Source organism: Mycobacterium sp. 1274761.0 (assembly GCF_001668615.1).
Lineage (GTDB): Bacteria > Actinomycetota > Actinomycetes > Mycobacteriales > Mycobacteriaceae > Mycobacterium.
The window spans coordinates 85,606-107,683 of record NZ_LZMC01000009.1 but is presented as its reverse complement, the minus strand read 5'-3'; the positions used below and the strand labels follow the sequence as shown (position 1 = coordinate 107,683).

27 protein-coding genes and 1 pseudogene are annotated in these 22,078 nt (G+C 63.2%); 19 read left to right on the top strand and 9 right to left on the bottom strand.

What is annotated here, in order from left to right:
* The 10 genes from A5651_RS01570 to A5651_RS01540 all read left to right on the top strand — a co-directional run.
* A partial coding sequence (locus tag A5651_RS01570) for an AAA family ATPase (protein WP_156662493.1) occupies positions 1 to 1,230 on the top strand: 1,230 nt, incomplete at its 5' end.
* A 13-nt stretch (positions 1,231 to 1,243) separates the two neighbouring features.
* A complete protein-coding gene (trxA, locus tag A5651_RS01565; RefSeq protein ID WP_066974844.1) occupies positions 1,244 to 1,690 on the top strand; it encodes a thioredoxin in 447 nt (148 codons plus the stop codon).
* Between the two features lie 2 nt (positions 1,691 to 1,692).
* Positions 1,693 to 1,950, top strand: a complete 258-nt coding sequence (locus A5651_RS24750; protein WP_082943526.1) for a UBP-type zinc finger domain-containing protein — start codon at positions 1,693 to 1,695, stop codon at positions 1,948 to 1,950.
* A complete protein-coding gene (locus A5651_RS01560; RefSeq protein ID WP_231988482.1) occupies positions 1,943 to 3,628 on the top strand; it encodes a cyclic nucleotide-binding domain-containing thioredoxin-disulfide reductase in 1,686 nt (561 codons plus the stop codon). Before A5651_RS24750 ends, A5651_RS01560 begins: the two co-directional genes overlap by 8 nt.
* Before the next feature lie 56 nt (positions 3,629 to 3,684).
* Positions 3,685 to 3,933 carry a DUF2267 domain-containing protein gene (locus tag A5651_RS25615; protein WP_197496500.1) on the top strand — a complete coding sequence of 83 codons (249 nt, stop codon included), beginning with the start codon at positions 3,685 to 3,687 and terminating at the stop codon, positions 3,931 to 3,933.
* Positions 3,930 to 4,115, top strand: coding sequence for a DUF2267 domain-containing protein (locus A5651_RS25610; protein ID WP_197496499.1), 186 nt, complete (start codon positions 3,930 to 3,932; stop codon positions 4,113 to 4,115). Before A5651_RS25615 ends, A5651_RS25610 begins: the two co-directional genes overlap by 4 nt.
* Positions 4,116 to 4,219: 104 nt before the next feature.
* Entirely contained in the window at positions 4,220 to 4,648 is a 429-nt protein-coding gene (locus A5651_RS01550; RefSeq protein WP_369803897.1) for a DUF1931 family protein, read from the top strand.
* A gap of 420 nt (positions 4,649 to 5,068) precedes the next feature.
* Positions 5,069 to 5,536, top strand: coding sequence for a S1C family serine protease (locus tag A5651_RS25840; RefSeq protein ID WP_231988480.1), 468 nt, complete (start codon positions 5,069 to 5,071; stop codon positions 5,534 to 5,536).
* On the top strand, positions 5,533 to 5,946 hold the full coding sequence (locus A5651_RS25835; RefSeq protein ID WP_231988478.1) for a S1C family serine protease: 414 nt from the start codon (positions 5,533 to 5,535) through the stop codon (positions 5,944 to 5,946). Before A5651_RS25840 ends, A5651_RS25835 begins: the two co-directional genes overlap by 4 nt.
* A 121-nt stretch (positions 5,947 to 6,067) precedes the next feature.
* Positions 6,068 to 6,457, top strand: a complete 390-nt coding sequence (locus tag A5651_RS01540) for a hypothetical protein (protein ID WP_066974837.1) — start codon at positions 6,068 to 6,070, stop codon at positions 6,455 to 6,457.
* Positions 6,458 to 6,487: 30 nt separating this feature from the next.
* On the opposite strand, the gene A5651_RS01535 is transcribed toward A5651_RS01540, so the two are convergent.
* On the bottom strand, positions 6,488 to 7,225 hold the full coding sequence (locus A5651_RS01535; RefSeq protein WP_066974835.1) for an enoyl-CoA hydratase/isomerase family protein: 738 nt from the start codon (positions 7,223 to 7,225) through the stop codon (positions 6,488 to 6,490).
* 25 nt (positions 7,226 to 7,250) lie between these two features.
* On the bottom strand, positions 7,251 to 8,558 hold the full coding sequence (locus A5651_RS01530) for a cytochrome P450 (protein WP_231988471.1): 1,308 nt from the start codon (positions 8,556 to 8,558) through the stop codon (positions 7,251 to 7,253).
* A gap of 26 nt (positions 8,559 to 8,584) precedes the next feature.
* Here A5651_RS01530 and A5651_RS26345 point away from each other — a divergent pair.
* The 3 genes and pseudogenes from A5651_RS26345 to A5651_RS01520 all read left to right on the top strand — a co-directional run.
* Positions 8,585 to 8,698, top strand: a pseudogene (locus A5651_RS26345) (DNA-binding protein); the annotation flags it as partial.
* An 81-nt stretch (positions 8,699 to 8,779) separates the two neighbouring features.
* A complete protein-coding gene (locus tag A5651_RS25830) occupies positions 8,780 to 8,995 on the top strand; it encodes a Zn-ribbon domain-containing OB-fold protein (protein WP_231988470.1) in 216 nt (71 codons plus the stop codon).
* The gene (locus A5651_RS01520) at positions 8,992 to 10,176 is read left to right on the top strand and encodes a thiolase family protein (protein WP_066974831.1); all 1,185 of its coding nucleotides are present in this window, start codon (positions 8,992 to 8,994) and stop codon (positions 10,174 to 10,176) included. Before A5651_RS25830 ends, A5651_RS01520 begins: the two co-directional genes overlap by 4 nt.
* Here A5651_RS01520 and A5651_RS01515 read toward each other — a convergent pair.
* Together A5651_RS01515 and A5651_RS25165 are read right to left on the bottom strand one after the other, a co-directional pair.
* Complete coding sequence (locus A5651_RS01515; RefSeq protein WP_197496498.1) at positions 10,159 to 10,845, bottom strand: TetR/AcrR family transcriptional regulator; 687 nt, start codon at positions 10,843 to 10,845, stop codon at positions 10,159 to 10,161. The two genes, A5651_RS01520 and A5651_RS01515, sit on opposite strands and share 18 nt — an antisense overlap.
* 311 nt (positions 10,846 to 11,156) lie before the next feature.
* Complete coding sequence (locus tag A5651_RS25165) at positions 11,157 to 11,540, bottom strand: hypothetical protein (RefSeq protein ID WP_156662491.1); 384 nt, start codon at positions 11,538 to 11,540, stop codon at positions 11,157 to 11,159.
* A 78-nt stretch (positions 11,541 to 11,618) separates the two neighbouring features.
* Between A5651_RS25165 and A5651_RS01510 the strand changes: the two genes are divergently transcribed.
* Entirely contained in the window at positions 11,619 to 12,965 is a 1,347-nt protein-coding gene (locus A5651_RS01510; protein ID WP_066974827.1) for an adenylate/guanylate cyclase domain-containing protein, read from the top strand.
* A 205-nt stretch (positions 12,966 to 13,170) separates the two neighbouring features.
* On the opposite strand, the gene A5651_RS01505 is transcribed toward A5651_RS01510, so the two are convergent.
* Complete coding sequence (locus A5651_RS01505) at positions 13,171 to 13,548, bottom strand: group 1 truncated hemoglobin (RefSeq protein WP_082943528.1); 378 nt, start codon at positions 13,546 to 13,548, stop codon at positions 13,171 to 13,173.
* 235 nt (positions 13,549 to 13,783) lie between these two features.
* Between A5651_RS01505 and A5651_RS01500 the strand changes: the two genes are divergently transcribed.
* Positions 13,784 to 14,476: a dienelactone hydrolase family protein gene (locus tag A5651_RS01500; RefSeq protein WP_066974823.1), complete on the top strand. Its 693-nt coding sequence runs from the start codon at positions 13,784 to 13,786 to the stop codon at positions 14,474 to 14,476.
* On the opposite strand, the gene A5651_RS24745 is transcribed toward A5651_RS01500, so the two are convergent.
* Positions 14,391 to 14,915, bottom strand: a complete 525-nt coding sequence (locus A5651_RS24745) for an HNH endonuclease signature motif containing protein (RefSeq protein WP_082943524.1) — start codon at positions 14,913 to 14,915, stop codon at positions 14,391 to 14,393. The two genes, A5651_RS01500 and A5651_RS24745, sit on opposite strands and share 86 nt — an antisense overlap.
* A 315-nt stretch (positions 14,916 to 15,230) precedes the next feature.
* Here A5651_RS24745 and A5651_RS01495 point away from each other — a divergent pair, with 315 nt between their 5' ends.
* Together A5651_RS01495 and A5651_RS01490 are read left to right on the top strand one after the other, a co-directional pair.
* A complete protein-coding gene (locus A5651_RS01495) occupies positions 15,231 to 16,484 on the top strand; it encodes a cytochrome P450 (RefSeq protein WP_066974822.1) in 1,254 nt (417 codons plus the stop codon).
* Positions 16,477 to 17,127, top strand: a complete 651-nt coding sequence (locus A5651_RS01490; protein ID WP_066974820.1) for a TetR/AcrR family transcriptional regulator — start codon at positions 16,477 to 16,479, stop codon at positions 17,125 to 17,127. The genes A5651_RS01495 and A5651_RS01490 overlap by 8 nt, the downstream gene beginning before the upstream one ends.
* A gap of 13 nt (positions 17,128 to 17,140) precedes the next feature.
* Here A5651_RS01490 and A5651_RS25825 read toward each other — a convergent pair whose 3' ends face one another.
* Positions 17,141 to 17,305, bottom strand: a complete 165-nt coding sequence (locus tag A5651_RS25825) for an SDR family oxidoreductase (protein ID WP_231988468.1) — start codon at positions 17,303 to 17,305, stop codon at positions 17,141 to 17,143.
* A 67-nt stretch (positions 17,306 to 17,372) separates the two neighbouring features.
* On the opposite strand from A5651_RS25825, the gene A5651_RS01480 reads away from it, so the two are divergent.
* Complete coding sequence (locus A5651_RS01480; protein ID WP_066974886.1) at positions 17,373 to 18,329, top strand: DUF5996 family protein; 957 nt, start codon at positions 17,373 to 17,375, stop codon at positions 18,327 to 18,329.
* Positions 18,330 to 18,350: 21 nt separating this feature from the next.
* On the opposite strand, the gene A5651_RS01475 is transcribed toward A5651_RS01480, so the two are convergent.
* Together A5651_RS01475 and A5651_RS01470 are read right to left on the bottom strand one after the other, a co-directional pair.
* Positions 18,351 to 19,382 (bottom strand): cation diffusion facilitator family transporter, encoded by a 1,032-nt coding sequence (locus A5651_RS01475; RefSeq protein ID WP_066974816.1) that lies wholly within the window; start codon positions 19,380 to 19,382, stop codon positions 18,351 to 18,353.
* Entirely contained in the window at positions 19,379 to 19,777 is a 399-nt protein-coding gene (locus A5651_RS01470; RefSeq protein WP_066974814.1) for a metalloregulator ArsR/SmtB family transcription factor, read from the bottom strand. The genes A5651_RS01475 and A5651_RS01470 overlap by 4 nt, the downstream gene beginning before the upstream one ends.
* A gap of 109 nt (positions 19,778 to 19,886) precedes the next feature.
* Between A5651_RS01470 and A5651_RS01465 the strand changes: the two genes are divergently transcribed.
* On the top strand, positions 19,887 to 22,061 hold the full coding sequence (locus A5651_RS01465; RefSeq protein WP_231988466.1) for a SpoIIE family protein phosphatase: 2,175 nt from the start codon (positions 19,887 to 19,889) through the stop codon (positions 22,059 to 22,061).
* Positions 22,062 to 22,078 lie beyond the last annotated feature (17 nt).

The window sequence follows — 22,078 nt, the reverse complement described above, 5'->3', positions numbered from 1 at the left end:
CAGTTCCTGGACGCGCTTGATCGCCTGCCGCTCGGCGTCCCACTGCGCGAGCAACTGGAGCAGCTTCGACGCGACGCCGAGGAAGCGGAGCGCAACTACGACCTCAACCGCGCCGCCGAGCTGCGCTACGGCGAGATGCGCGACGTGGAACGGAAGTTGGAGGCCGCCGAGGAGCAGTTGAGGTCCAAACAGGGCCAACGGCGGCTACTCCGCGAAGTCGTCACCGAGGATGAAATCGCCGAGATCGTGTCTACGTGGACCGGCATCCCGGTGTCCCGGCTGCAGGAGGGCGAGCGTGAGAAGCTGTTACGCCTCGACGAGATACTGCACGAACGGGTGATCGGCCAGGACGAGGCGGTGCAGCTCGTGGCGGATGCGGTGATCCGCGCTAGGTCGGGAATTCGCGACCCGCGGCGACCGATCGGATCGTTCATCTTCCTGGGTCCGACGGGTGTCGGCAAGACAGAGCTCGCCAAAACCCTTGCCGCAGCGCTGTTCGACAGCGAAGAAAACATGGTCCGGCTGGACATGAGCGAGTATCAGGAGCGGCATACGGTGAGTCGTTTGGTCGGCGCGCCGCCGGGATATGTCGGCTATGACGAAGGTGGCCAACTCACCGAGGCGGTACGGCGCAAGCCGTACTCAGTTGTGCTGTTCGACGAGATCGAGAAGGCGCACGCCGACGTATTCAATACACTCCTGCAGGTGCTCGACGACGGCCGGCTCACCGATGCGCAGGGCCGCCACGTCGACTTCCGCAACACCGTGGTCATCATGACGTCGAACATCGGGTCGCATTACCTTTTCGACGGTGTAACGGGTGACGGCGAGATCAAGCCCGACGCGCGGGAACGCGTGATGGCCGAGTTGCGGGGGCATTTCCGTCCCGAGTTCCTGAATCGCGTCGACGATATCGTGCTGTTCACGCCGCTGGCTATCACACAGATCGAACGCATCGTCGAGCTTCAACTCGAGGATCTGAGAAAGCGTCTGGCGGACAGGCAGATTCAATTCGATATCACACCCGAGGCCAGTCGGATGATCGCCGAGCACGGGTACGACCCGGTGTATGGCGCGCGACCGCTGCGTCGCTACATCGCACATGAGGTCGAGACGAAGATCGGGCGTGCACTGCTCAGGGGTGAGGTCCAGGCTGGCGGCGTCATTCGCATCACGGTCGAGAACGGCGACTTGTCCGTCACCTACTCCGAGTCCGCCATGGCGGCCTGACGAAAGCGAAAACATGCAATCCAATGTTGTGACGTGCCCGAACTGCGGGAAACGCAATCGGGTGCCCGCGGTCGCCGACGGCAAGCCCCGCTGCGGCCACTGCCATCACTGGCTGCCGTGGATCGTCGACGCCGGTGATCAGGACTATATAGATGTTGTCGAGAAGGCGAGTGTCCCAGTACTTGTCGACCTGTGGGCCACGTGGTGCGGACCGTGCCGGATGGTGAGCCCCGCGCTGGAGAAGCTCGCCACGGAACGCGCCGGTCAACTGAAACTGGTGAAGGTCGACGTCGACAAGGCGCCGGCCACCTCACAACGGTTCTCGGTGCAAGCGGTGCCGACGTTGCTGGTCGTCGAGCACGGAGAGGTGGTGGCCCGCCAGTCGGGGGCCGCGCCCGTTACCGCCCTTCGGTCTTGGCTGGATCAGGCCCTGGCCGCACACAGCTCACAGGAGGTTTGACCATGACTTCGATTGGCTTCGACCCGGACGTTGCGGCGATTCGCCCGGTGGCGCCACGCTCAACCGGATGCGAGGAGTGCCTTCGGCTCGGCACCCCGTGGGTGCACCTGCGACTATGTCTCACGTGCGGTCATGTCGGCTGCTGTGATTCGTCGCCCATGCGTCATGCACGGGGACACGCGCACACCGGCGGCCATCCGATTGTGGCTGCGATGGAGGCGGACTGGCGCTGGTGCTATGTCCATGAGAATTATGTCTGAGGCGCCCCCGGCCGAGCAGGTATCGGCGCACCTGCAGGAGACTCCGGATCTCTACGGTGCATATCCGCGTTTGAACGAGATGCAGATCGGCACTCTCGAATCGGGCGGCCAGAGGCGGTCGGTGAACCGCGGCGAGATTCTGGTGCGCGAAGGCACGCCGTCAGACAGCTTCTATGTCATCCTCTCGGGAAAGGTCGCCGTCATCGCCGTTGACCCATTGGGTGATCGACGGACCAGCCGTGTCCACGGTCCGCGACGGTTTCTCGGCGAGCTGGGCGATCTCGAGGGTCAAGCTGCTTTCTACACAGCTGAAGTCGCGGAGGCCGGCGAAGTCCTCGTGGTGCCTGAACAATTGGTGCGTAGCCTTGTCGCTGAGGACCCGGTGCTCAGCGACATCATACTTCGGGCCTACCTCATCCGGCGCACGTTGCTCATCGAAGAGGGCGCCGGGTTCTGGATCATCGGATCGTGCTATTCGCCCGACACCACCCGGCTGCGGGAGTTCGCTGCCCGAAACAGACTGCCCCACCGCTGGATCGATCTCGAACGCGAGAAGAAGGCTGAACGCCTGCTGCAGAGATTTGGGATCGCGCCGCAAGACACACCGGTTGTCATCTGGGGTGACGAAGTCCTCCGCAACCCGCCCAACAGTGAACTGGCCCGTCGGGTGGGCCTGCCGGTGCCAGACGTCATTTACGACGAACAAGACCTCATCGTCGTCGGTGCCGGACCGGCCGGTCTGGCTGCGGCGGTGTACGGATCCTCGGACGGGCTGACCACCTCCGCGGCCGAAGCGATCGCCGCAGGAGGCCAGGCCGGCACGTCCTCGAGGATCGAGAACTATCTCGGTTTCCCCAGCGGATTGTCCGGCGCCGAGCTGGCTGAAAGGGCCATGATTCAGGCCGACAAGTTCGGTGCGCACCTGATGATTTCGACGGAGGCGCGCCGCCTCGAATCCGACGGCGGTCAGCATCTCGTATGCCTCGCCGACGGTTCCTTCGTCGTCGGCCGCGCCGTCATCCTTGCGACGGGAGCTCGATATCGCAGGCTCGCTGTGCCCGGAATCGAGAGGTTCGAGGGGAATGGGATTTACTACGCCGCGACCTTCCAGGAGGCATTGCTGTGTGGTCCCGGACCGGTGGTGGTCGTCGGAGGAGGGAACTCAGCGGGGCAGGCCGCGGTGTTCCTGGCATCCCGGGTTTCCCGTGTCTTTCTGCTCATCCGCAGCGGCGACATCGGCAAGGACATGTCGCGCTACCTCGTCGACCAAATACAACGGCAACCCCGGATCACCGTCTGCCTATACACCGAAGTCCACGAAGTCCACGGACGAAAGCAGGTTGAAACGGTTGTCGCAGAGGACAACCGGACGAGCGAGCGTCGCCGCATCGACACTACGGCGCTGTTCGTGTTCATCGGTGCGGCACCTAATACGGCGTGGGTGCAGGGAATGGTGTCGCTCGATGACAAGGGCTTCGTCGTGACCGGTTCCGGGTTGTACTCGGCCAACGGGCGAGCGGGACTCCGCATCGATCGTGAACCAATGATGCTCGAAACCAGCCGCCCGGGGATTTTCGCGGCCGGTGACGTGCGCAGTGGCTCGGTGAAGAGGGTGGCGTCGGCGGTAGGCGAGGGGTCGATCGCCGTCCGCCAGGTCGAGCAGTACCTGCTGATCTAACGGTGGGTCGATGCGGTTGAAAATGTTGACAATTGACAATAAGGAGGGCACGACAAATGAGCGAAACTTCATTCACATCGTTCAAGACGACGGAAGACAAGACCAACCGAATCCTGCACGAGATCGAACAGATCTTTGACTGGTCGAAGGACCAGCGCACGCATTCATACGCGGCATTGCGGGCCGTCCTTCACGCTCTGCGCGACCGGCTTCCGGTCAATGAGGCTGCTCAGCTGGGCGCCCAGCTGCCGATGCTCGTGCGAGGGATCTATTACACGGGTTGGAATCCAGCGCAGTGCCGATGAAGGTGAACCATGACGAGTTCATGCAGCGAGTTGAGAACTGCTTCGGATATGACTTCGGCGGTGAGACACGTGACCTGGTGGATGCCGTCTTGATAGCACTGCGGAACGACTTCATCACCGACGGTGAATGGGATGACGTCCGGTCGGTTTTGCCGAAAGAGCTCGCCGACGCGTTGCCCTGATCGATGCCATGACACCGTGACGGCGGGTCAATGAGCCCGCGCTTGTATCGTCACCCGACCGACTGACCGGAAGGAACCAGATGACCCACCCATCGGGAATCCCGTTGTTCGAACGCTTCTTTCGCTCGGCCGCTGGAATTAAGGTCGACAAGAACGATCTTCGTCGATTCCAGGAGTTCGTCGACGAGCAGATCGATGACTTCTCCATCGCCGGGCGCGACGCGGCCAAGTGGAACGGTCGCGACGTGATCGAGCCGCAAGATCTGCCCATTACCAAAGGTGTTCAGGAACTCACCCGTGAGTTCGCCAAGCTCGACGAGGCCGACGAAGTGAGAGACCTCTTGCGCCAGCAGGTACGGCGTCCACCGTCGGATGTGACGTTCGGTGAGGATACCGAGAGCGTGCTGGTGGACCTCTTCGGCGGAATGAGCATCGCGCTCGGTCGGACGTTTCGCGTGATCGATCCGACGTCAGAAAATCCGACAACGCAGGACTGGGATCGAGCGTTCGCATTGTTCAAGATGCTTTTTTGAGGCGAAGCCGGCCACTCACGACGGATACAGCTCCGCTGAGGATGACTCTGCTGGTACCGATGGCCGCGTCGTACCACTGAGCCGATTCCTGCTCGAGGGGTTTGTGCTCGAGGCTCGCTACACCTGATTGCCTTGTGAGGCCAGCGGATTCCTCATGTTTTCGCTCTCGTGGGGCGAGGTTGCCCACATCAAGACGTGCGATGGTTGACCTACTCGAGTCGCGGATGCGAAACCGCCGAGAAAGGCGGTAGCTGATGCATTCACCATCGACCGCACGTCCGCCGATCTGGTCACTGCTCGTCGCAGCGCTCGCGGCTCTACTCGTCGCAGCCTGCGGCCGATCAGCACCCCCGGGCCAGACGGCCACCGCGCCCCAAGCCAGACGGCCACAGCGGCCGCACCCGCCCCGACATTCCGGCGATGGTGCGGCAGGTCGAGCCCTGGGTCGTCACGGTGCTCAATCAGTCGGGCCTCGGCAGCGGGATTGTCTACAAAGCCGACGGCACGATCGTGACCAACGCGCACGTCGTCGGCGACGCCCGTCAGGTAACTGTTGCTTTCGCAGACGGCCAGCTGGGACCGGCCACGGTGCGGGCCGTCGATAAATTGGCCGACGTCGCTGTCGTTCAGGCGGATCGCAAGGGGTTGCCTGCCGCGAAGTTTCAGCAGGAGCTGCCACAGGTCGGCGAGGCGGCCGTGGCCATTGGCAGTCCGCTTGGATTCGAGGCCACCGTCACATCCGGCATCATCTCCGGATTGCACCGCCAGATCCCGGGTTCCGCTACCAGCGGTTCTCCGCTTGTCGACCTCGTTCAGACCGATGCCGCGTTTCACCCGGCAACTCGGGTGGAGCATTGCTCGACAGGCAGGGAGACGTTGTGGGTATGAACGTCGCGTACATCCTCCCGGAAGCCGGGGCGGTGTCCATGGGTTTCGCCATCCCGGCAGGGACCGTGGTGAAGGTCGCGGACGAGCTTCTGGCGTCCGGCCACGCCAGCCACGCGTACATCGGCCTCCAGCCCGCGACGCTGACGCCGCAGATCGCCCAGTCGCTGGGCGTCAGCCGTACCAGTGGCGTGCTCGTCCTGCAGGTGGTCAGGCCCAGTCCCGCCACGGACGCCGGCATCCAGCCAGGTGACGTCATCGTCGCCCTCAACGGTCAACAGACACCGACGGCAGAGAAGTTCATCGCGCTACTCAGCGCCGCTAACCCGAACGACCGGACCGAACTGACGGTGGTGCGCGGCGACACGACCCAGAAAGTGACAGTCACCGTGACGGACCGGCCCGCCGATTAGTCGGCTTCTTCACATCATCAATTGGCGCAGCGGCTTTCGTTCCCGATAGCTGCGTTCGCGGCAACGAATCAAGCTCAAAGCGGGTACTCATCGAAAGTAGTTCGGGTTACAAAGGAGGGCCATGGCTTCCGACAGCATGTTCGAGGTGCGGGTGGGTACGCCGGGGAATGTTCTGGAAGTGAGAGTCGGCACGGTCGAAATGGACGTGCCGCGGTCGGTGGGGTATTTCGGCGGGCTGGCGGCCGCGGTGGGCCTAGGCATGATCGAACCGCCGCTTGCGCTGTTCATCGCCGCGGTACCCGCGTTCAAGATATTGACCAACTCGGCGCTTCCGCTATCGGTGCGTGCCATTGGTGAGGTTCTAGAAGGCGCGTCCAAGCCGGTCGACGGTGACGCGGAGGGCGTGATTCAGATCGAAGATCAGCAGAGAGCGCGAACGGACATCGTCAAGGGCCGCCGCACCGCGCGTACAACATCGCCGAGGCGGTCGGCAGGTACCCGCTCTCGCTGACCACGGCCAGGATCCGAAAGGGCGCCTCGGTCACGGGTCGGCAAGGGGGCCGTGTCTGTCAGATCCCCGTCGTAAGGTGACCATTTCTGCGAGTTCGCGAGTAATCGCTTGCCGCGCAGCCTCATTGCGACCGTCCGTCATCAGCCGCTTTGTAGCGGCCACCGACCGCGGGTCGTGCGCTGCGACCGTCGCCGCTGCGAGCGCGGTCTGTTCGAGAAGGGCGCCTTCGGGCACGACCTGCAATGTGAACCCCATCTGCTGCGCCGCCGCGGCGTCGATCCATTCGCTCGAGAGCATCGCCCACATGGCGTCAGCCCAGCGGACGCGTGCGGGCAGAAGCACTGAGCTGCCGGCTTCCGGGACAATGCCGAGCGCGGTGAATGGCAACCGCAGGCGGGCGCTTTCTGCCATCACCACCACGTCGCAGTACAGCAGCATGGTGGCGCCGATGCCAACGGCAAGACCGTTCACCGCGGCGAAAAGAGGCTTCGGGAAGCCGGCCAGTGTTTCTAGAAACAGGCTGAATTCCTCGCCGGCGCGTTCCCGGTCGACCGCGGACAAGTCACCGTCGAGCAGGGACAGGTCGGCGCCCGCGGAGAACGCCCGACCGCGTCCGGTGATCACCGCCACTCTGATGCCGTCGTCGGCGGCCAGACGTTGCAGCGCGATGCGAAGGTCTCGGTAGCCGTCGACGGTGAACGCGTTCAAACGTTCGGGTCGGTTCAACGTCAGCCACGTCACGAACCCGTCTCGCCGCTCGTCGATCATCTCGCCATCTCCCGGCGCACTGCGGTCAGCGCCTTCCGTGCAGCACCATCGGGAACGTCGCCACGGCGCGAACACCGGGGGTGAAGTCGAGTTGGACGCCAGGTTTGATGGAGTAATCGGGTAGGCGCTGATGCCATAGCCGCAAAGCGGTGCGAAGTTCGATGCGAGCGAGGTGTGAACCCAGGCACCGGTGCACTCCGCCGCCGAAGCCCAAGTGGCGGTTGACTCTACGATCCAACCGTACGACTTCTGGGTCGGGCGTGTTGTTTTCGTCGGTATTGGCCGAACCCAGCAACGCCAGTACTTGTTCGCCGGCGTGAATAGGGCATCCGCCCAGCTCGGTGTCTTGGGTGGCTTCCCGCGCCACGGCCATCACCGGTGTTTCGTATCTCAACAGTTCCTCGACGAGGAACGGAATGTTCGCTTCGTCGTCGGCGATGCCCCGGCGAGCGTCGGGATGCTGTGCCAGATAACTGAAAAAGCAGTCCAGCGAGGCCGATACGGTGTCGAGCCCGGCGATGAGGAACAGGAAGCAGATATCGAGTATGTTCTCATCGCTGAGGCGATCACCGTCGATCTCCGCCTCGAGGAACCAGCTCAACATGTCGTCGCGGCGCTGGTGCTTACGCTCCTGCATGGTTGAGGTGAAGTAGCGATAGATCGATTGCGCGGTCGCGGTTTGATAGGCGTCGGTGTCAGGGTCTCCGAGCGGCTTGCCGGTGATTTCGTGCGGGCGGATGATCCCGTCCTTCATCTCCAACAGGTTGGGCGTCTCGTTGAGCGGCAGGCCCAGCATGGTCAGAAATACCTGGGTGGGAAACGGCACCGAGAACTCTTTGGCGAAGTCGATCTCGTCTTTCTCGACGAAGCCGTCGATGAGCTGATTGACCAACGCTGCGATGGACGCCTCGAGTGCTCTCATCCGTTTGGGGGCAAACAGCGGGTCCAAGATCTTGCGGAACTTCCCATGCGCTGGCGGATCCACCTGCAGTGGGATGAGCGGGCGTTCGTTCTTCAGGACGCCCGAGGTCAAAGCCGAGGAGAACAGTTGTGGGTTGTGTAAGACCTCATCGACGAGTTCCCAGGTGCTGACCAGCACGCCGATACCGTCGACGCGCATGACCGGTGCCGAATCGCGCAGCATCTTGTAGGTAGGCTGGGGGTGCCGGGTCAATTCGGGGCTTGCCAACAGGTTCAGGCCAGAAGCCTGCGATTCCTGGGTCATGATTTCCCCTTCACCACTAAAGTGCCGCTGCGTTTCCGAGCACCCGCGGCACGCCATCCGGTATTTATCAAATCTTATTTGTATAGTGTGTAGGTTCGCAGTGCGCAAGCATGCCGTTAAAAGGATGAACCGCTATGCCCCCCTCCGCTGGCCGTGTACTGCCCGTGACACAAGGACCCGGTGGGTTCTTTTGGACGTCGGGCGCCGATGGCCGCTTGCGCTTTCTGCGCTGCGAAACGTGCTCGTATTTCATCCATCCGCCGGTTTCATACTGCCCACGCTGCGGCGGGCGAGGTATCACACCGGAGGTCGTATCCGGTTGCGGCACTGTGTATTCCTTCACAGTCAACCACCAATCCTGGGACGGCACCGGCGACGTCTACATCATCGCGGTGGTCGAAATGGTTGAGCAGCAGGGACTTCGGCTGGTGACAAACATCATCGGCATCGATCCCGAAGATGTGCGGATCGGCATGTCTGTCGAGGTGGTCTTCGAAGACCACGATCCCGTATATCTTCCGCTGTTTCGTCCGGTCGCGTCATGACGGCTGCCGAACGGCGCGCGGTCGTGTCGGGTATCGGTCAGTCGCAGGTGGGACGCCGCCTCGGCCGCGACGGCCTGGACCTGACGATCGACGCTGCGCTTGAGGCCATCGCCGACGCAGGACTTACTGTTGCTGACATCGATGGCCTAGCTACGTACCCGGGAGCGGTCAACGGTCTTCCTGGGTTCTCCGGTCCCGGCTCCGCGGAAGTGCAGGATGCGTTGCGACTGTCGCTGGCGTGGCACAGCGGTAGTGCCGAGGGTCCCGGGCAGCTGCAGGCGGTCGTCAACGCGGTGATGGCCGTATCGATGGGGTTGGCGCGACATGTTCTCGTGTACCGCACCGTGACGGAGTCGACGGCACAGGGCACCGGGCGGCGTGCCGGCATCGGCGTCGGGCGCAGCGAAATCGACGGCGTTCAGCAGTGGTTGATTCCGTTCCGCGCCTACTCCGCGGCGAACTGGTTGGCGCTCTACGCCCAGCGGCACTTTCACGAGTACGGAACGACCGATAAGCAGATGGCACAGATAGCTCTCAACGCCCGTCGTAATGCGGCGCTCAACCCGGCAGCGGTTTTTCGCGCTCCCCTGACCCTCGAGGACTATCTCGCTTCTAAGGTGGTGACTTCGCCGTTTCGCCTTTACGACTGCGATGTTCCTGTGGACGGCTCGACTGCACTGGTGGTGTCTGTAGCCGAACATGCATCAAATGTCGACCATGCGGTTGCGCAATTCGAGGCGGTGGGTACCGCGTTGCGTGGACGGCCCTCGTGGGAGCAATGGGAAGATCTGACGACGATGCCGGCGCGAACTTCGGCCGAGCACATGTGGGCACGGACCGACCTGCGCCAAGCCGATGTCGACGTCGCCGAGTTGTACGACGGTTTCAGCTGGCTGACGATGTCATGGTTGGAGGCACTGGGTTTTTGCGGCCACGGCGAAAGCGGGCCGTTCATCGAGGACGGCACCCGGATCGCGCTTGACGGGGAACTGCCGCTGAACACCAATGGCGGGCAGCTGTCCGGCGGGCGGCTGCACGGATTCGGCTACATCCACGAAGCGGTTTTGCAGCTGCGGGGACAGGCGGGCGCGCGGCAGGTCCCTCACGGGCCTGAAGTGGCGGTGGTGTCCAACGGCGGCGGCCCAATCTCGGGCTGCCTGCTGCTAACGCGTCTGGCGTGAACGGGTTTTGCGGCTACTGCTACTGGATGTCGTGTCTGAGGAGATCCCTAGCGCCGGCCATATGAACCGGATCGCCTGAGCCCGTGCCGACTTCTTGTTGCGCGGGTGGGCGTGCGAAGTCGTCGCAACGCTGCTGACCAAAGCGAACAGGCTCACGGCATCGGCTTCCGGTTTCGGTGAATACATGGTGCCGGCGCGGTGTCCAGCGCGCAGCACTCTGATGAGGGGTTGGTAAAGAAGCCAACGCATTTCGTCCATCAGCTCGGTGTTCATCTGATAAGAATTGAGAATGTCTGGCGTCAGGAAAAGCGCGGTACGCGCGGCTCTTGTCGGTTCGTAAAACTGATCCAACAGCCCGTCGAGCCACGCCTCGAGGGCCGCCACCGGCCCCGAAGCGTTTGCTATGACGCGTTGCAGCCTACGTCGTGCCGATTCCCCATCGCGGCGGATGATGGCCGTCAATAGCGCTTCCTTGGATTGAAAGTGACGGTAGAAACTGGACGTTGACAACTGAGCCTCGGCAAGGATGTCGGCGACCGACAGGCGCGTATACCCTTTGTCGGCCATTAGACGGACCGCGGCGTCCATCACCATCTCCCGTTCAGTGTCGTCGTCGAAGTGGCGTGGCCGGCCCAGCTTGTCGGACGCCTGCCTGTTCAGATTGCCCACGCCACCCTCCGTGCGACCTTCAAACGATGAGCGAACGATATCCTTCGGGTAGAGCGCCCGCATCGCTGTGGTCCTGCAACAGGTCTTCGCCGTCTGCAACAGCTACTGAGCGATGCTGGCAACCCCTTCCGGGCCCAGCGGATTCAGTCCGGCTCAGACGATTGTCATCCTTTGTGGATTCTGTTCGGGTCGCGTCGCGCCAGAAGGCGTCGTCTGGTCGAACAGCGGGGTCGAGCTCAAATCCGCCCAGTGTCGGTTCAAGTCCGACTGGGGGCACGGTGTGCCGTCGCGCCGGCGGGCGCGTCGCTCGATTAGAAGGGTGGGGGTTCGTCTTTCAGGTGGGCCATGGCGAGTGCTTCTTCCCAGCGTCGCCTGCCGCGTTCGACTTCGCGGTCTTGGCGGTTGAGCCGGCGTTCAGCAGCGACACGTAGGGCGCGGTACTGAGCGCGGGTGCGTCGGCGTTTGGGCACTATCGCGGCGCGGTCGGTGGATTGCCAGGCCGGGGCGGGGGAGCCGGTCGCCGCTGCGGTGGGTGTACATAACGAGGGGAACAGCAGCGCGCTGGCCGGTGTGGTGACGTAGGTGTCGCCCGACGGGGAGGTCCAGAGGACGGTGCCGTCGGCAAGTTGTTGGTCGCGCCAGCCGCCGAAGGTTTTGAGCAGATGATGGCAACGACTGGCCGAAGAACACTTCAACCACGACGCGCCGTCGCTCCTACTGGCGCTTCCGCCTGACACGGAAACTGGACGGCTTCCTCGGCTTAGACTTCCGCAATGTTCTCGGAGACGCGCTATGCGATGAACGGGCACTTGCGCGTCGCCTATCGTGCGTCGGGCGAAGGTCCTCGCGACATCGTGTTCGTCCCGAACTGGTTCACCTGCTGCGAGCATTTTCCGGAGCTACCGTCCCTTCAAGGGTGGGTCGAGACGATGACGTCGCTGGGTCGGCTGATCTTCTTCGACCAACCGGGCACAGGAGCGTCCGATCCGGTCATAGCGGGCGCACTGCCGACCTTGGAGCAATGGGCCGACAGCATCACCGCCGTGTTGGACGATCTCGGGAGTCGCGAAGCGGTCCTCCTCGCGAACACCGGCGCGTTCGCGACAGGAGCGCTATTCGCGGCAACACACCCGTCTCGCACCACCGCACTCGTCGTACTGGAGGGCTACGCAAATCCGGTGGCTAACCCAACTGTTATTCATTTGTCCTCTCGGGCTGAGCGCACCGAGGGACCCACACCTGAGCAGTTCCTTGCCGCCGTGGTCGCCGCCTGGGGCACGGGAGAGATGAACCATGTGGTCAATCCGGATATGCCGTGGAACGAGGAGATCCGGGCAGCGTGGGCCCGACATGATCGCATGGCGGCGAGCCCAGCGACCGTTGCCCTCATGCAGCCTCTGGTGGCCGAAATGGACGTGCGGGCGGTCCTTCCGACAGTCCGTGTGCCAACCCTTGTTCTCCAGCACGCCGAAGATCCCGTCATCCCGTCTGAGCAGGGCAAGTACGTGGCTGATCACATACCGGGCGCGAAATACGTTGAGCTGCCGGGGCGCAACCTGTCCCACTTCGTGGAACCGTGGCGCCCGTCTTTCGAGGTGATTCACGAATTCCTCACCGGCCAGCAGGCCGAAGTAGCCGACGACCGGGTGCTCGCCACAGTGCTTTTCACCGACATCGTGGACTCGACGCGTCGCGCGGCGGAGATGGGCGATCGGGACTGGCATGCCTTGCTCGATGCGCACGACGCCATTGTTCGAGTCCAACTCAATCGTTTCCGAGGCCGCGAGGTGAACACCTCGGGCGACGGGTTCCTCGCGATGTTCGACGGTCCTCAGCGAGCGATCCGCTGCGCGGTGGCGATCCGCGACGCGGTGCAGTCCCTGGGTATCGAGGTGCGCGCCGGGTTGCACACCGGCGAGTGCGAGGTGCGCGGCGATGACATCGGTGGGATCGGCGTCCACATCGGTGCGCGCGTGAGCGCACTCGCCGGTGCCAACGACGTGCTGGTATCGAGCACGCTGCGCGACCTAGTAATCGGGTCGGGACTCGAGTTCGAGGAGCGCGGCGCATATGAGCTCAAGGGTGTGCCCGGCGAATGGCGGCTCTTCGCCGTCGCGTAGAGGTACGTTGCGGTTCAACCGATTTCGACCGCGTAAATGGCCTGTGCATCCGGTGTCAACGACTGGCTGAAGAACACTTCGTAATTGGAACTGGACTTAGAACGGATTGAAAATTCTTAGCGGCGGTGAAAAACGACGTCGCAAGCGAGCCGTCACCGATGCGGCGGCCCGAAATGCCACATCAAGATCACTTGCAAATGCTAACTTACGCCTCGACGATGTCCTCCCGATAACGCTCGAACAGCGCAAGGAATTCAGCGCGCTCGGCGTCGCCCACGCCGTTCTTGCCTAGCGCCGCGTCCGAGGCGCTCATATTCGTTTCCCATTCCGCGTCAGTGATGCCGAGTCCGCTGTGCGATGTCTTCATGTTGCGGCCGATGTACTGGCACGGACCGCCACTTAAGGCGCACATCTGGTCGACCAAGAGCTGCCGACTGCGAATGAACGAGTCATTGCTGCGGCCACCGAAGAACCGAGCGAAACCAGGGTCCTCATGCAAGATCGCGAAGAGATCATCGATGACGGCAGCAATCACGTCGTAACCGCCAATCCGCTGATAGAGGGAGCTCGCCGACTGAGTCATCATTCGCCTCCAGAAGGGGTGATTCCGACGGCCTCATGATAGGGCAGCAGTGACCCGAAACGCCCCAACTCCCGTGACGGTGGAGCGGCGAAGAGCATTCCACTGGGCGTGCTACTGACTGGCTGAATGACATTCTAGATAGGAACCAAACCATCAGAGCCGAAGAACTGCGAGATTATGTGCCAGCGCACTACATGGCGGCGCCGGCGTCCGATTCGACCTACGATGCCCTTCCATGCATGAGACCTCTTACTTGGCCGTTCCATCTGATGCTGCGAGCGGCCCCTGGCCCGGCGTCGTCGTTCTGCACGATGCGTTCGGATTTCGGGGCGATGTTCGAGGACAGGCAGACCGGTTCGCTGAACGGGGCTATCTCGCGCTCGCGCCGAACCTGTACGCGCATTGCCGTGGACCGCTCTGTCTGCTGTCCGTATACCGCGGCGCGGCAACGGGTCGCGGCGCCGCGTTCGAAAGCATCGAATCCGCGAGGCAAACCCTGGTCGAGCGTCCGGACTGCACGGGCCAAGTGGGGATGATCGGGTTTTGCATGGGTGGTGGGTACGCGGTGATGTCTGCACCCAGGTTCGACTTCGCCGTGGCCTCGATTAACTACGGCAAGGTTCCCGAGGATGCGGAGCATGCATTGCGAGGAAGCTGTCCAGTGGTAGCGAGTTTCGGAGGCAAAGATGGCTACTCTAAGCGCGCAGCGCACCGCCTAAAAGCGGCGCTGACAGCGCTCGGCGTCGCGCATGACGTTCGGGAGTACGAGACGCTGGGGCACGGCTTCCTGAATGAATTGCCGCGATTTATGCAGTCAGGGCTTAACCCAATGAATCTTGTGCTCAACATTCAACTGCGCGACGAAACTGCCGTCGAGGACGCTTGGAACCGTATCTTCGGCTTCTTCGACGCCCACGTCCGCCGCTAACAAAGCTAGACGTGGCCTGGGTGCCTGATGTCTTCATCAAATGATGGATTCTGCACAGGCACTTCAGGTTTGACGTCTGGGTGGGACCGCCCTGGGTGTAGGGGATCGTATGGTCGACATCGCAGCCGATGGCGGGGCGGTCGCAGCCGGGGAAGCGGTAGGTCAGATCGCGGCAGCGGACGAAATCGGCCAACCGCTGCGATGGGGTGTAGCGGCATTCGGCCGCCGCGTCACCGGGGTGAACGACCGGAACCAGGGTAGCGGTGCGGGCTAGCTCGGCGACGAGGTCGGCAGGGAACAGCTCGTCGGCCTCGACGCTGTGGGCGGGTGTCTCGCTGCTGCCCTCGATGGCGTCTTTGTTGGCCACGACGTAGATGGTGACGGCGCTGGCGGGCTGGTCGCCGGCGGTGCAATCGGGCTGGTCGCATTCGCAGGCCAGGCGGTCTTGTCCGGCGGCCTCGACACGGAGGACGTCTCTCTACGAACACCGATCGAGTTGGCCGGACGCTGTCAGATGATCTGCAAGCCGCCACGCGGAGGATCGCATCCACACTCCCGGTGATGACTCGCGGTTCGGCGGCCGGCTCCTGCCGGACAGAACACATACGTTTAGAAGAGAAATGTATGATCAGTGGACGCAGAAGGCAAGAGCATTCCACAAAATCGCTGTTTGCATTGACCCGCCTAGGCCCCTGGTCATACACTTTGAGGATATCTGTCCGTATGACACTCTAAGTGCAGGTTGAGAGACACGATGAACGCGCATAGCACCGCTCCCGACGTCTTCGAAGCCGGTCTTCCCACGATCGACTACAGCCTCACCGCCACACCGAACGACCTGCTCGATGATCTGCGAAGTGCGCAATCGCGCGCGCCGATCGCCATCGGGCCCTTCGGTCCCGAAATCCTGTCCTACGAGCTGGCTCGTGAAATATTGCGTGACAACAGGTTCCGCTTGCCGCCCGGTATCACTCTGGCGGCGCAGGGCATTACGTCGGGTCCGTTGTTCGAGAAGATGGCGACCAGCCTCCTGGGCCTCGACGGCCCACCCCATGTTCGGTTGCGCAAATTGGTTTCCAAAGCGTTTACCCCCCGCGCCACATCCCGCCTCACCGACACGATCCACGAGGTGGTGAACGGGCTGATCGATCGGGTGATCGACGTTGGACACTGCGACGTGGTGACAGACATCGCGCGCCGGTACCCGACCCCGATCATGTGCGCGCTGATCGGCGCGCCCAGCGAGGACTGGCAGCTGTTCGCGGATTGGACTGAGGAAATCTTCAAAGCACTCAACTTCCAGCCGGATGCCACCTTCGATGAAGGTGCGATCATGCGCGCATGGAGTGAACTCGACGCCTACGTCGACGACATGGTCGCCGCCCGCCGGAACCATCTGACCGACGATCTGCTCTCCGAACTCATCCGCGCCGAAAGCGACGGCGATCGGCTGAATCTCGACGAACTCCGCATGCTGGTGGCCGGCTTCTTGATGGCAGGAACCGACACGACGCGAAACCAACTCGCGGCCTCGGTGCAGGTGCTCTGCGAGCATCCAGATCAGTGGGCGAAGCTGCGCGATCATCCAGAACTTGCCATGCAGGCGGTCGAGGAGAGCATGCGCCACTCGCCGGCAGGCTGCATCGTGCCGCGAGTCGCCGTTGAGGATGCCGCGTTCGGCGGCTATATGTTTCCGGCAGGGACCTTCGTATTCGCGAACACCTTTGCAGCCAACCGAGATCCGGCGATCTATGAGGATGCGGACCGCTTCGACATCGCGCGCAAGGAAGTACCGGCGATTCTGACCTTCGGTGGCGGCGCGCACTACTGCCTCGGGGCGAACCTCGCGCGCCGGGAACTGGCGGAAGCACTCGTAGTCCTGACTCGACGTCTCTCCGCTCCCCATCGTGTCGGACCGAACCCATGGAAATCTGTGTTGGGAATGACCGGCCCCATAACACTTCCCATCGAATTCGACGTCGAAATGCTTGTGACGGCGGATGCGTAGCCGCGGCTGGGCGGGGTCCACGCCCGCCTCGGATGAAGAGGCGATTGCCCGCATTCTGGATGCGGTGGACGAAGTGGTCGCCGAGCACGGATCAGCGATACGCCTTGCCGATGTCGCCCGCAAGCTCGGTGTCACTCGCCAGACGGTGTACCGCTATTTCCCAAATGCCGACGCACTGCTGATTGCCAGCTCAATGCGTGCGGTAAACGGGTTCATCGACCAGGTCGCCAACCATGTACGCGGGGTCAACGACCCGGTCATCGCCATCGTCGAAAGTGTGTCGTTCGGCATCGAGAACCTCGCCGGTGATCCACAACTGGAGAATCTGCTGACCCGTCGGCACGAGGGCGACGCCGTCACGTCACTGACGTCCGACACAGCGATCACTTTCTGCCTGCCCGTTTTTCACCGTTTCGATGTTGATTGGAAACTTCACGGCTTCGACACCACCGCCCTTCGTGAACTCGCCGAAATGACCCTGCGCACCGTGCAATCGCTCCTGACCGACCCCGGACAGCCGCCGCGGCAAGGAATCGAACTTCGCCTTTTCCTTGCTCGATGGCTCGGTCCAGCGATCCTCTTTCCACGGATGACGTCGCTATCGATCCATGAATGGCACGCTGCGGGCCGCCATTTCGCATGACGGTCGCATAGCCTCAGGCGGCGAATCCGCCGTCGACGTTCCAGGTGATGCCGGTGATGAATGCGGCCTCTGGACTCGGCAGGTAAGCCACCGCGCCGGCGATGTCCCCGGGGGCCTCCGTAGTGGCGGTGGGCGAAGGCCCAATGCGCGTGAAAACCTTACGCCTGGCTCGCAGCACGAGTAAGTACTTGACTGAACAACGGCTCATGCGGGCCGCGGAACCGGGTCCGGGAGGTGTCACGACAATGGCGCAACGGAGCAATGCGTGGCCCAGCCTGCGCGTCGACGACTGGGCTCCGACGCGGGACACACTGCACATGTGGCTGCAGATCGTCGGCAAAGTGCGGCTCGTCAATTCGCCCATGATCAATCACTGGTGGCAGGTCACCTCGTACGTGACTCCCCATGGACTGACGACGTCGACGATTCCGTATGCAACCGCTGCTTTCGATATCGAATTTGATCTCATCGATCACCAATTGCTGATCCGGAGCAGCACCGGCCCAACCCGTGTCGTGGCACTGGAACCGAAGTCCGTCGCCGAGTTCTACTCGCAGATCACGCACAGCCTGGACGAGCTGGGATTCCCAACGCGCATCCAGTCACATCCCAATGAGGTTGACCCCGCACTGCCCTTCGACCAGGACGATGAACACGCGTCGTACGACCGTGATGCCGCGAACCTGTTCTGGCGCCAGCTGCTTCAGGCCAATCGCGTCCTCGGCCAGTTCCGATCGCGCTTTATCGGCAAGGTCAGCCCGGTGCATTTTTTCTGGGGCGCCATGGACCTCGCATGTACTCGGTTCTCCGGTCGCGAAGCACCGCCTCATCCGGGCGGCGCACCGAATTGCGGAGACTGGGTCATGATCGAGGGCTACTCACACGAACTGAGCAGCTGTGGCTTCTGGCCGGGAGGGGGCGAGGAAGGCGCGTTCTACGCTTACGCCTACCCCGAACCCGATGGGTTTGGCGATCACCCGGTTAGTCCTCCAGATGCCCACTATCGCGCAGACCTCGGAGAGTTCGTCTTGCCATACGAGGTGGTGCGTCAGGCGGCCGACCCCGATCGGATGCTGCTCGGCTTCTTGCAGGACACGTACGAAGCCGCGGCAGTCAATGCACATTGGGACCGGGCTGCGTTGGAGGCCGACCCGAATCGCTGGGCGGCGTACCAATCGACCCACGGAGCTGACGAACGATAAGCGAATTGCAGCGGGACTCGATCAGCGGCTATTGCGGTGTGCGGCGGCTGCATCGCCGACATCTGCGGGATAGGCATGGATTAGCGCGGTGGTCAGTTTGGGTACTGCGTGGGTGAGTTCGTGCTCAGCGTCATGGGCTATACGGTGCGCATCGCACAGGCTCACAGCCGGGTCGATGTCCAATTCGGCGTCGGCATGCAGGCGATGACCGATCCATCGCATCCGAACGCTACGAACGGCGCGGACATCTGGCCTACCGGCCAGCGCGGATTCAGCGGCGTCAATGAGCTTTGGATCTACGCCGTCGAGCAAGCGACGAAATACGTCGCGCGCAGCGGTGCGCAATACCGCCAGGATCGCCACGGTGATGATCAACCCAATGATGGGGTCAGCCAGGGGAAAGTCCAGAGCGACGCCGGCCGCGGCGAGGACGACGGCGAGTGAGGTGAAGCCATCGGTGCGCGCGTGCAGACCGTCAGCGACCAATGCCGCAGAACCGATCCGACGCCCAACGCGGATGCGGTAGAAGGCAACCCATTCATTCCCGATAAACCCGATAAACCCGGCTAGGGCTACCCAGGCGACGTTTTGGATCGGCTGCGGATGGATCAGCCGCATGATGGCCTCGTAGCCTGCGATGATGGCCGACATCGTAATCATCGCGACGACGAATAGGCCCGCTAAGTCTTCGACGCGACCAAAACCATAGGTGTAGCGACGATTTGCAGGCTTGGTGCTCAACGCGAACGCGACCCATAGCGGTATCGCCGTCAGCGCGTCGGAGAAGTTGTGAATCGTGTCCGCAACGAGCGCAATGGACCCGGAGATCACTACGACGGCGATCTGCGCGAGAGCGGTGACACCGAGCACCAGCAGGCTGATTTTGACGGCACGGATCCCAGCAGCGCTGGACTCCAAAGCGTCATCGAGGCTCTCGGAGGCATCATGGGAGTGCGGAGCGAAGATTCCCTTCACGACTCCGCGTAATCCTTCGGGATGGTCGTGATCGCTGGGAGCCCGGTTGGTCGAGGTTTCGGTGCGTTGGTGAGTCATGAGGTCGCGCTTCTGTTGATCGGGGTGGCGCTGCCGATTGGCTGGATCGCGGGATCGTTTCGGTGATGGGATGGCACACCAGGACCGGCGTGTTCGGCGTTCAACACCGCATCGACCACGAGTCGCTGGACGTGCTCGTTTTCCAGGCTGTAGAAGATCGTGGTTCCCGCTCGCCGCGTGCGAACCAAGCGAGCCATCCGCAGCTTCGCCAGATGTTGCGACACAGACGGCGCTGGCTTGCCCACATGCTCGGCAAGTTCGTTCACCGACATTTCGCCGTCAGCCAGTGCCCACAGCACCTGGACGCGGGTCGGATCGGCAAGCATGCGGAACACCTCGACGATCAGGCTTGATTGGTCGTCACCGAGGCGCCCTTGTCCCTTACCTGCGTTCATACGTAGATATTAGAGGACGCAGCTAATAGAGGCTGGGCCCGCACCGGCCGCGTGCAGCCTGACCGGCAGTAACGCTCCGCGATGACGGCAGTGTCGATACCCTTCGAGGGTGTCGTCGGCCCGCGTGACGCCGAGTAAGCGGCGCGGCAGCGCACGCTCGAACCGTCGTGGAAATTGGCGGCCGACGCTTGGCCTTTTCGCCGTGGTCGCGCTGGCCTACCTCGTCGGCGCGGCGCTGTCGTGGCAGTCCTTCGGCGCCGCCGCCGACCCGGCGTTCTTCCCGCCCGCCGGCGTGACCGTGGCCGCGATGCTGCTGACCCCGCGATGGCGCTGGCCGGTCGTCATCGCCGCGATTATCACGGGGGAGCTGGTCGTCGACCTTTACTACGGCGCGGGCATCGCGGTCGCGTCGGGATTCGCGTTGGCCAATTCTGTGGAGCCGGCGGTCGGGGCGGTGCTCGTCGGGGCGTGGTGCCGAGGCGCGCCGGACCTTCGGGTTCGGGCGGATCTGGTCAAGTTCGTCGCCGGCGCATGTCTGATCGGCCCGGTCGTGGGCGGTGCGATCGGCGGCGCGGTCGGCTCTGTGTCCAACGACGCCTTCTGGCCCGACGCCGCCCTGCACTGGGCGGCCGGTGACGGGATCGGCGCCCTGGTGGTTGGCACACCAATTCTTTTGTGGGCCAAGCAATCTCACCTACTGCGTGCGCGGCTAGCGGAAACCACATTGGTTCTCGCGGCCACCGTATTATTGTCGCTGACCGCACTTTGGTGGCAAGCGCCGCCGACATTGCTACTGCTTCCGGTGATGGCGTGGGCGGCGATCCGGCTCCACATAATCGGCGCCGCGCTGACCGGAGCGGTGCTGGCGGTCACCGTCAACTACATGACGGCCTCCGGCCACGGCCCGTTTGCCGAGTTACACCTGGGCGGCCCGACGCGGCTGGCGGTGACACAGGGCTTCATCGCGGTCATCGTGCTCATCGGGATGCTCATCGCGCAGGAAGCCGCCGGACGCGTCGCCGCGGTCCGGCAGTACGAAGCCGACCGCCGCGAACGCGACCGGCTGCAGATCCTCGCGCAACTGGCACAACGGCTTTCGGCCGCGCTCACGCCGAGTCAAATCGGCGACGCCGTCGTCAAGCAGTTGTTCAATGACGCTGGCGCGCAAGCAGTGGCGCTGGGCCTGCTGACCCCTAACGGACGGCGCCTGGAGTGGGTGAAGGCCGCGGGGTACCCGCCGCTGGCGCGCGACACATTCGGCGACGGCATTTCGCTCGAGGATCGCACGGCGGCGACCGAGGCGGTGAACAGTGCGCACCCGGTGGTGATCAGCACCTCCCCGGAGTATCAGCGGCGGTATTCCGATTACGCGGACATGATGGAGCTGACGGGCGCAGAAGCATTGGTGAACTGGCCGTTGACCTCTGGTGCCAAGTCGATCGGCGTGCTCGCCATGATGTGGACCGAGCCGCAACCGCTCGATGCCGCGCAGTTGGCGTACATCTCGGCCGTCGCCACCATGGTCGGGCAGGCGCTGGTGCGGGCTCAGGTGTACGCCGACGAACATGCCCGCGCCGCGGTTCTGCAGGCCGCGGTGCTGCCCAACGAACCCGCCGACGTCGCCGAACTGGACGTGGCCGTCACCTATGAACCGGCCGACGGGGAGCACGGCCTCGGCGGTGACTGGTACGACGTGATGCGGCTGCCGAAGCAAAAGACCTACCTCGCGGTGGGCGACGTGGTCGGCCACGGCCTGCCCGCCGTCGAAGACATGGCGCAATTGCGAAGCGCCGCGCGCGCCATGGCCCTGCAGGGCCTGCCGCCCGCCCAACTGCTGGCCGAGCTGAACACGTTCACCGCCCACGCCAGCAACGGGCGGTTCGCAACGATGGCCGTCGCTGTCTTCGACCCGCTGGCGGGCACTCTGTCCTACGGTCTGGCCGGACATCCACCGGCACTGCTGCGGCGCTCACGCGACGGAAGAGTGGTGCGGCTCAACGATGCCGATGGCCCGGTGCTCGGGCCCATCCGTGACGCCAGCTATACCGCGGGCAACGTGACGCTGCAGCCCGGCGACATTTTGATCATGTACACCGACGGCCTGGTCGAGCGTCGCCGTCGCGACGTCGAGACGGGCATCGCGCTCGCGCAGCAAATGCTGGCCGGCTGGCCGCCCGACATCCCGCTGGCCGAGGGATGCCGCCACCTCACCGACACGCTGGCCTCGCCGCCCCGCCAAGACGACCTCTGCCTGATTGCCGTCCGCCTGCGTCCTTCCGGCTGAGCCGAATTTTGGTCAAT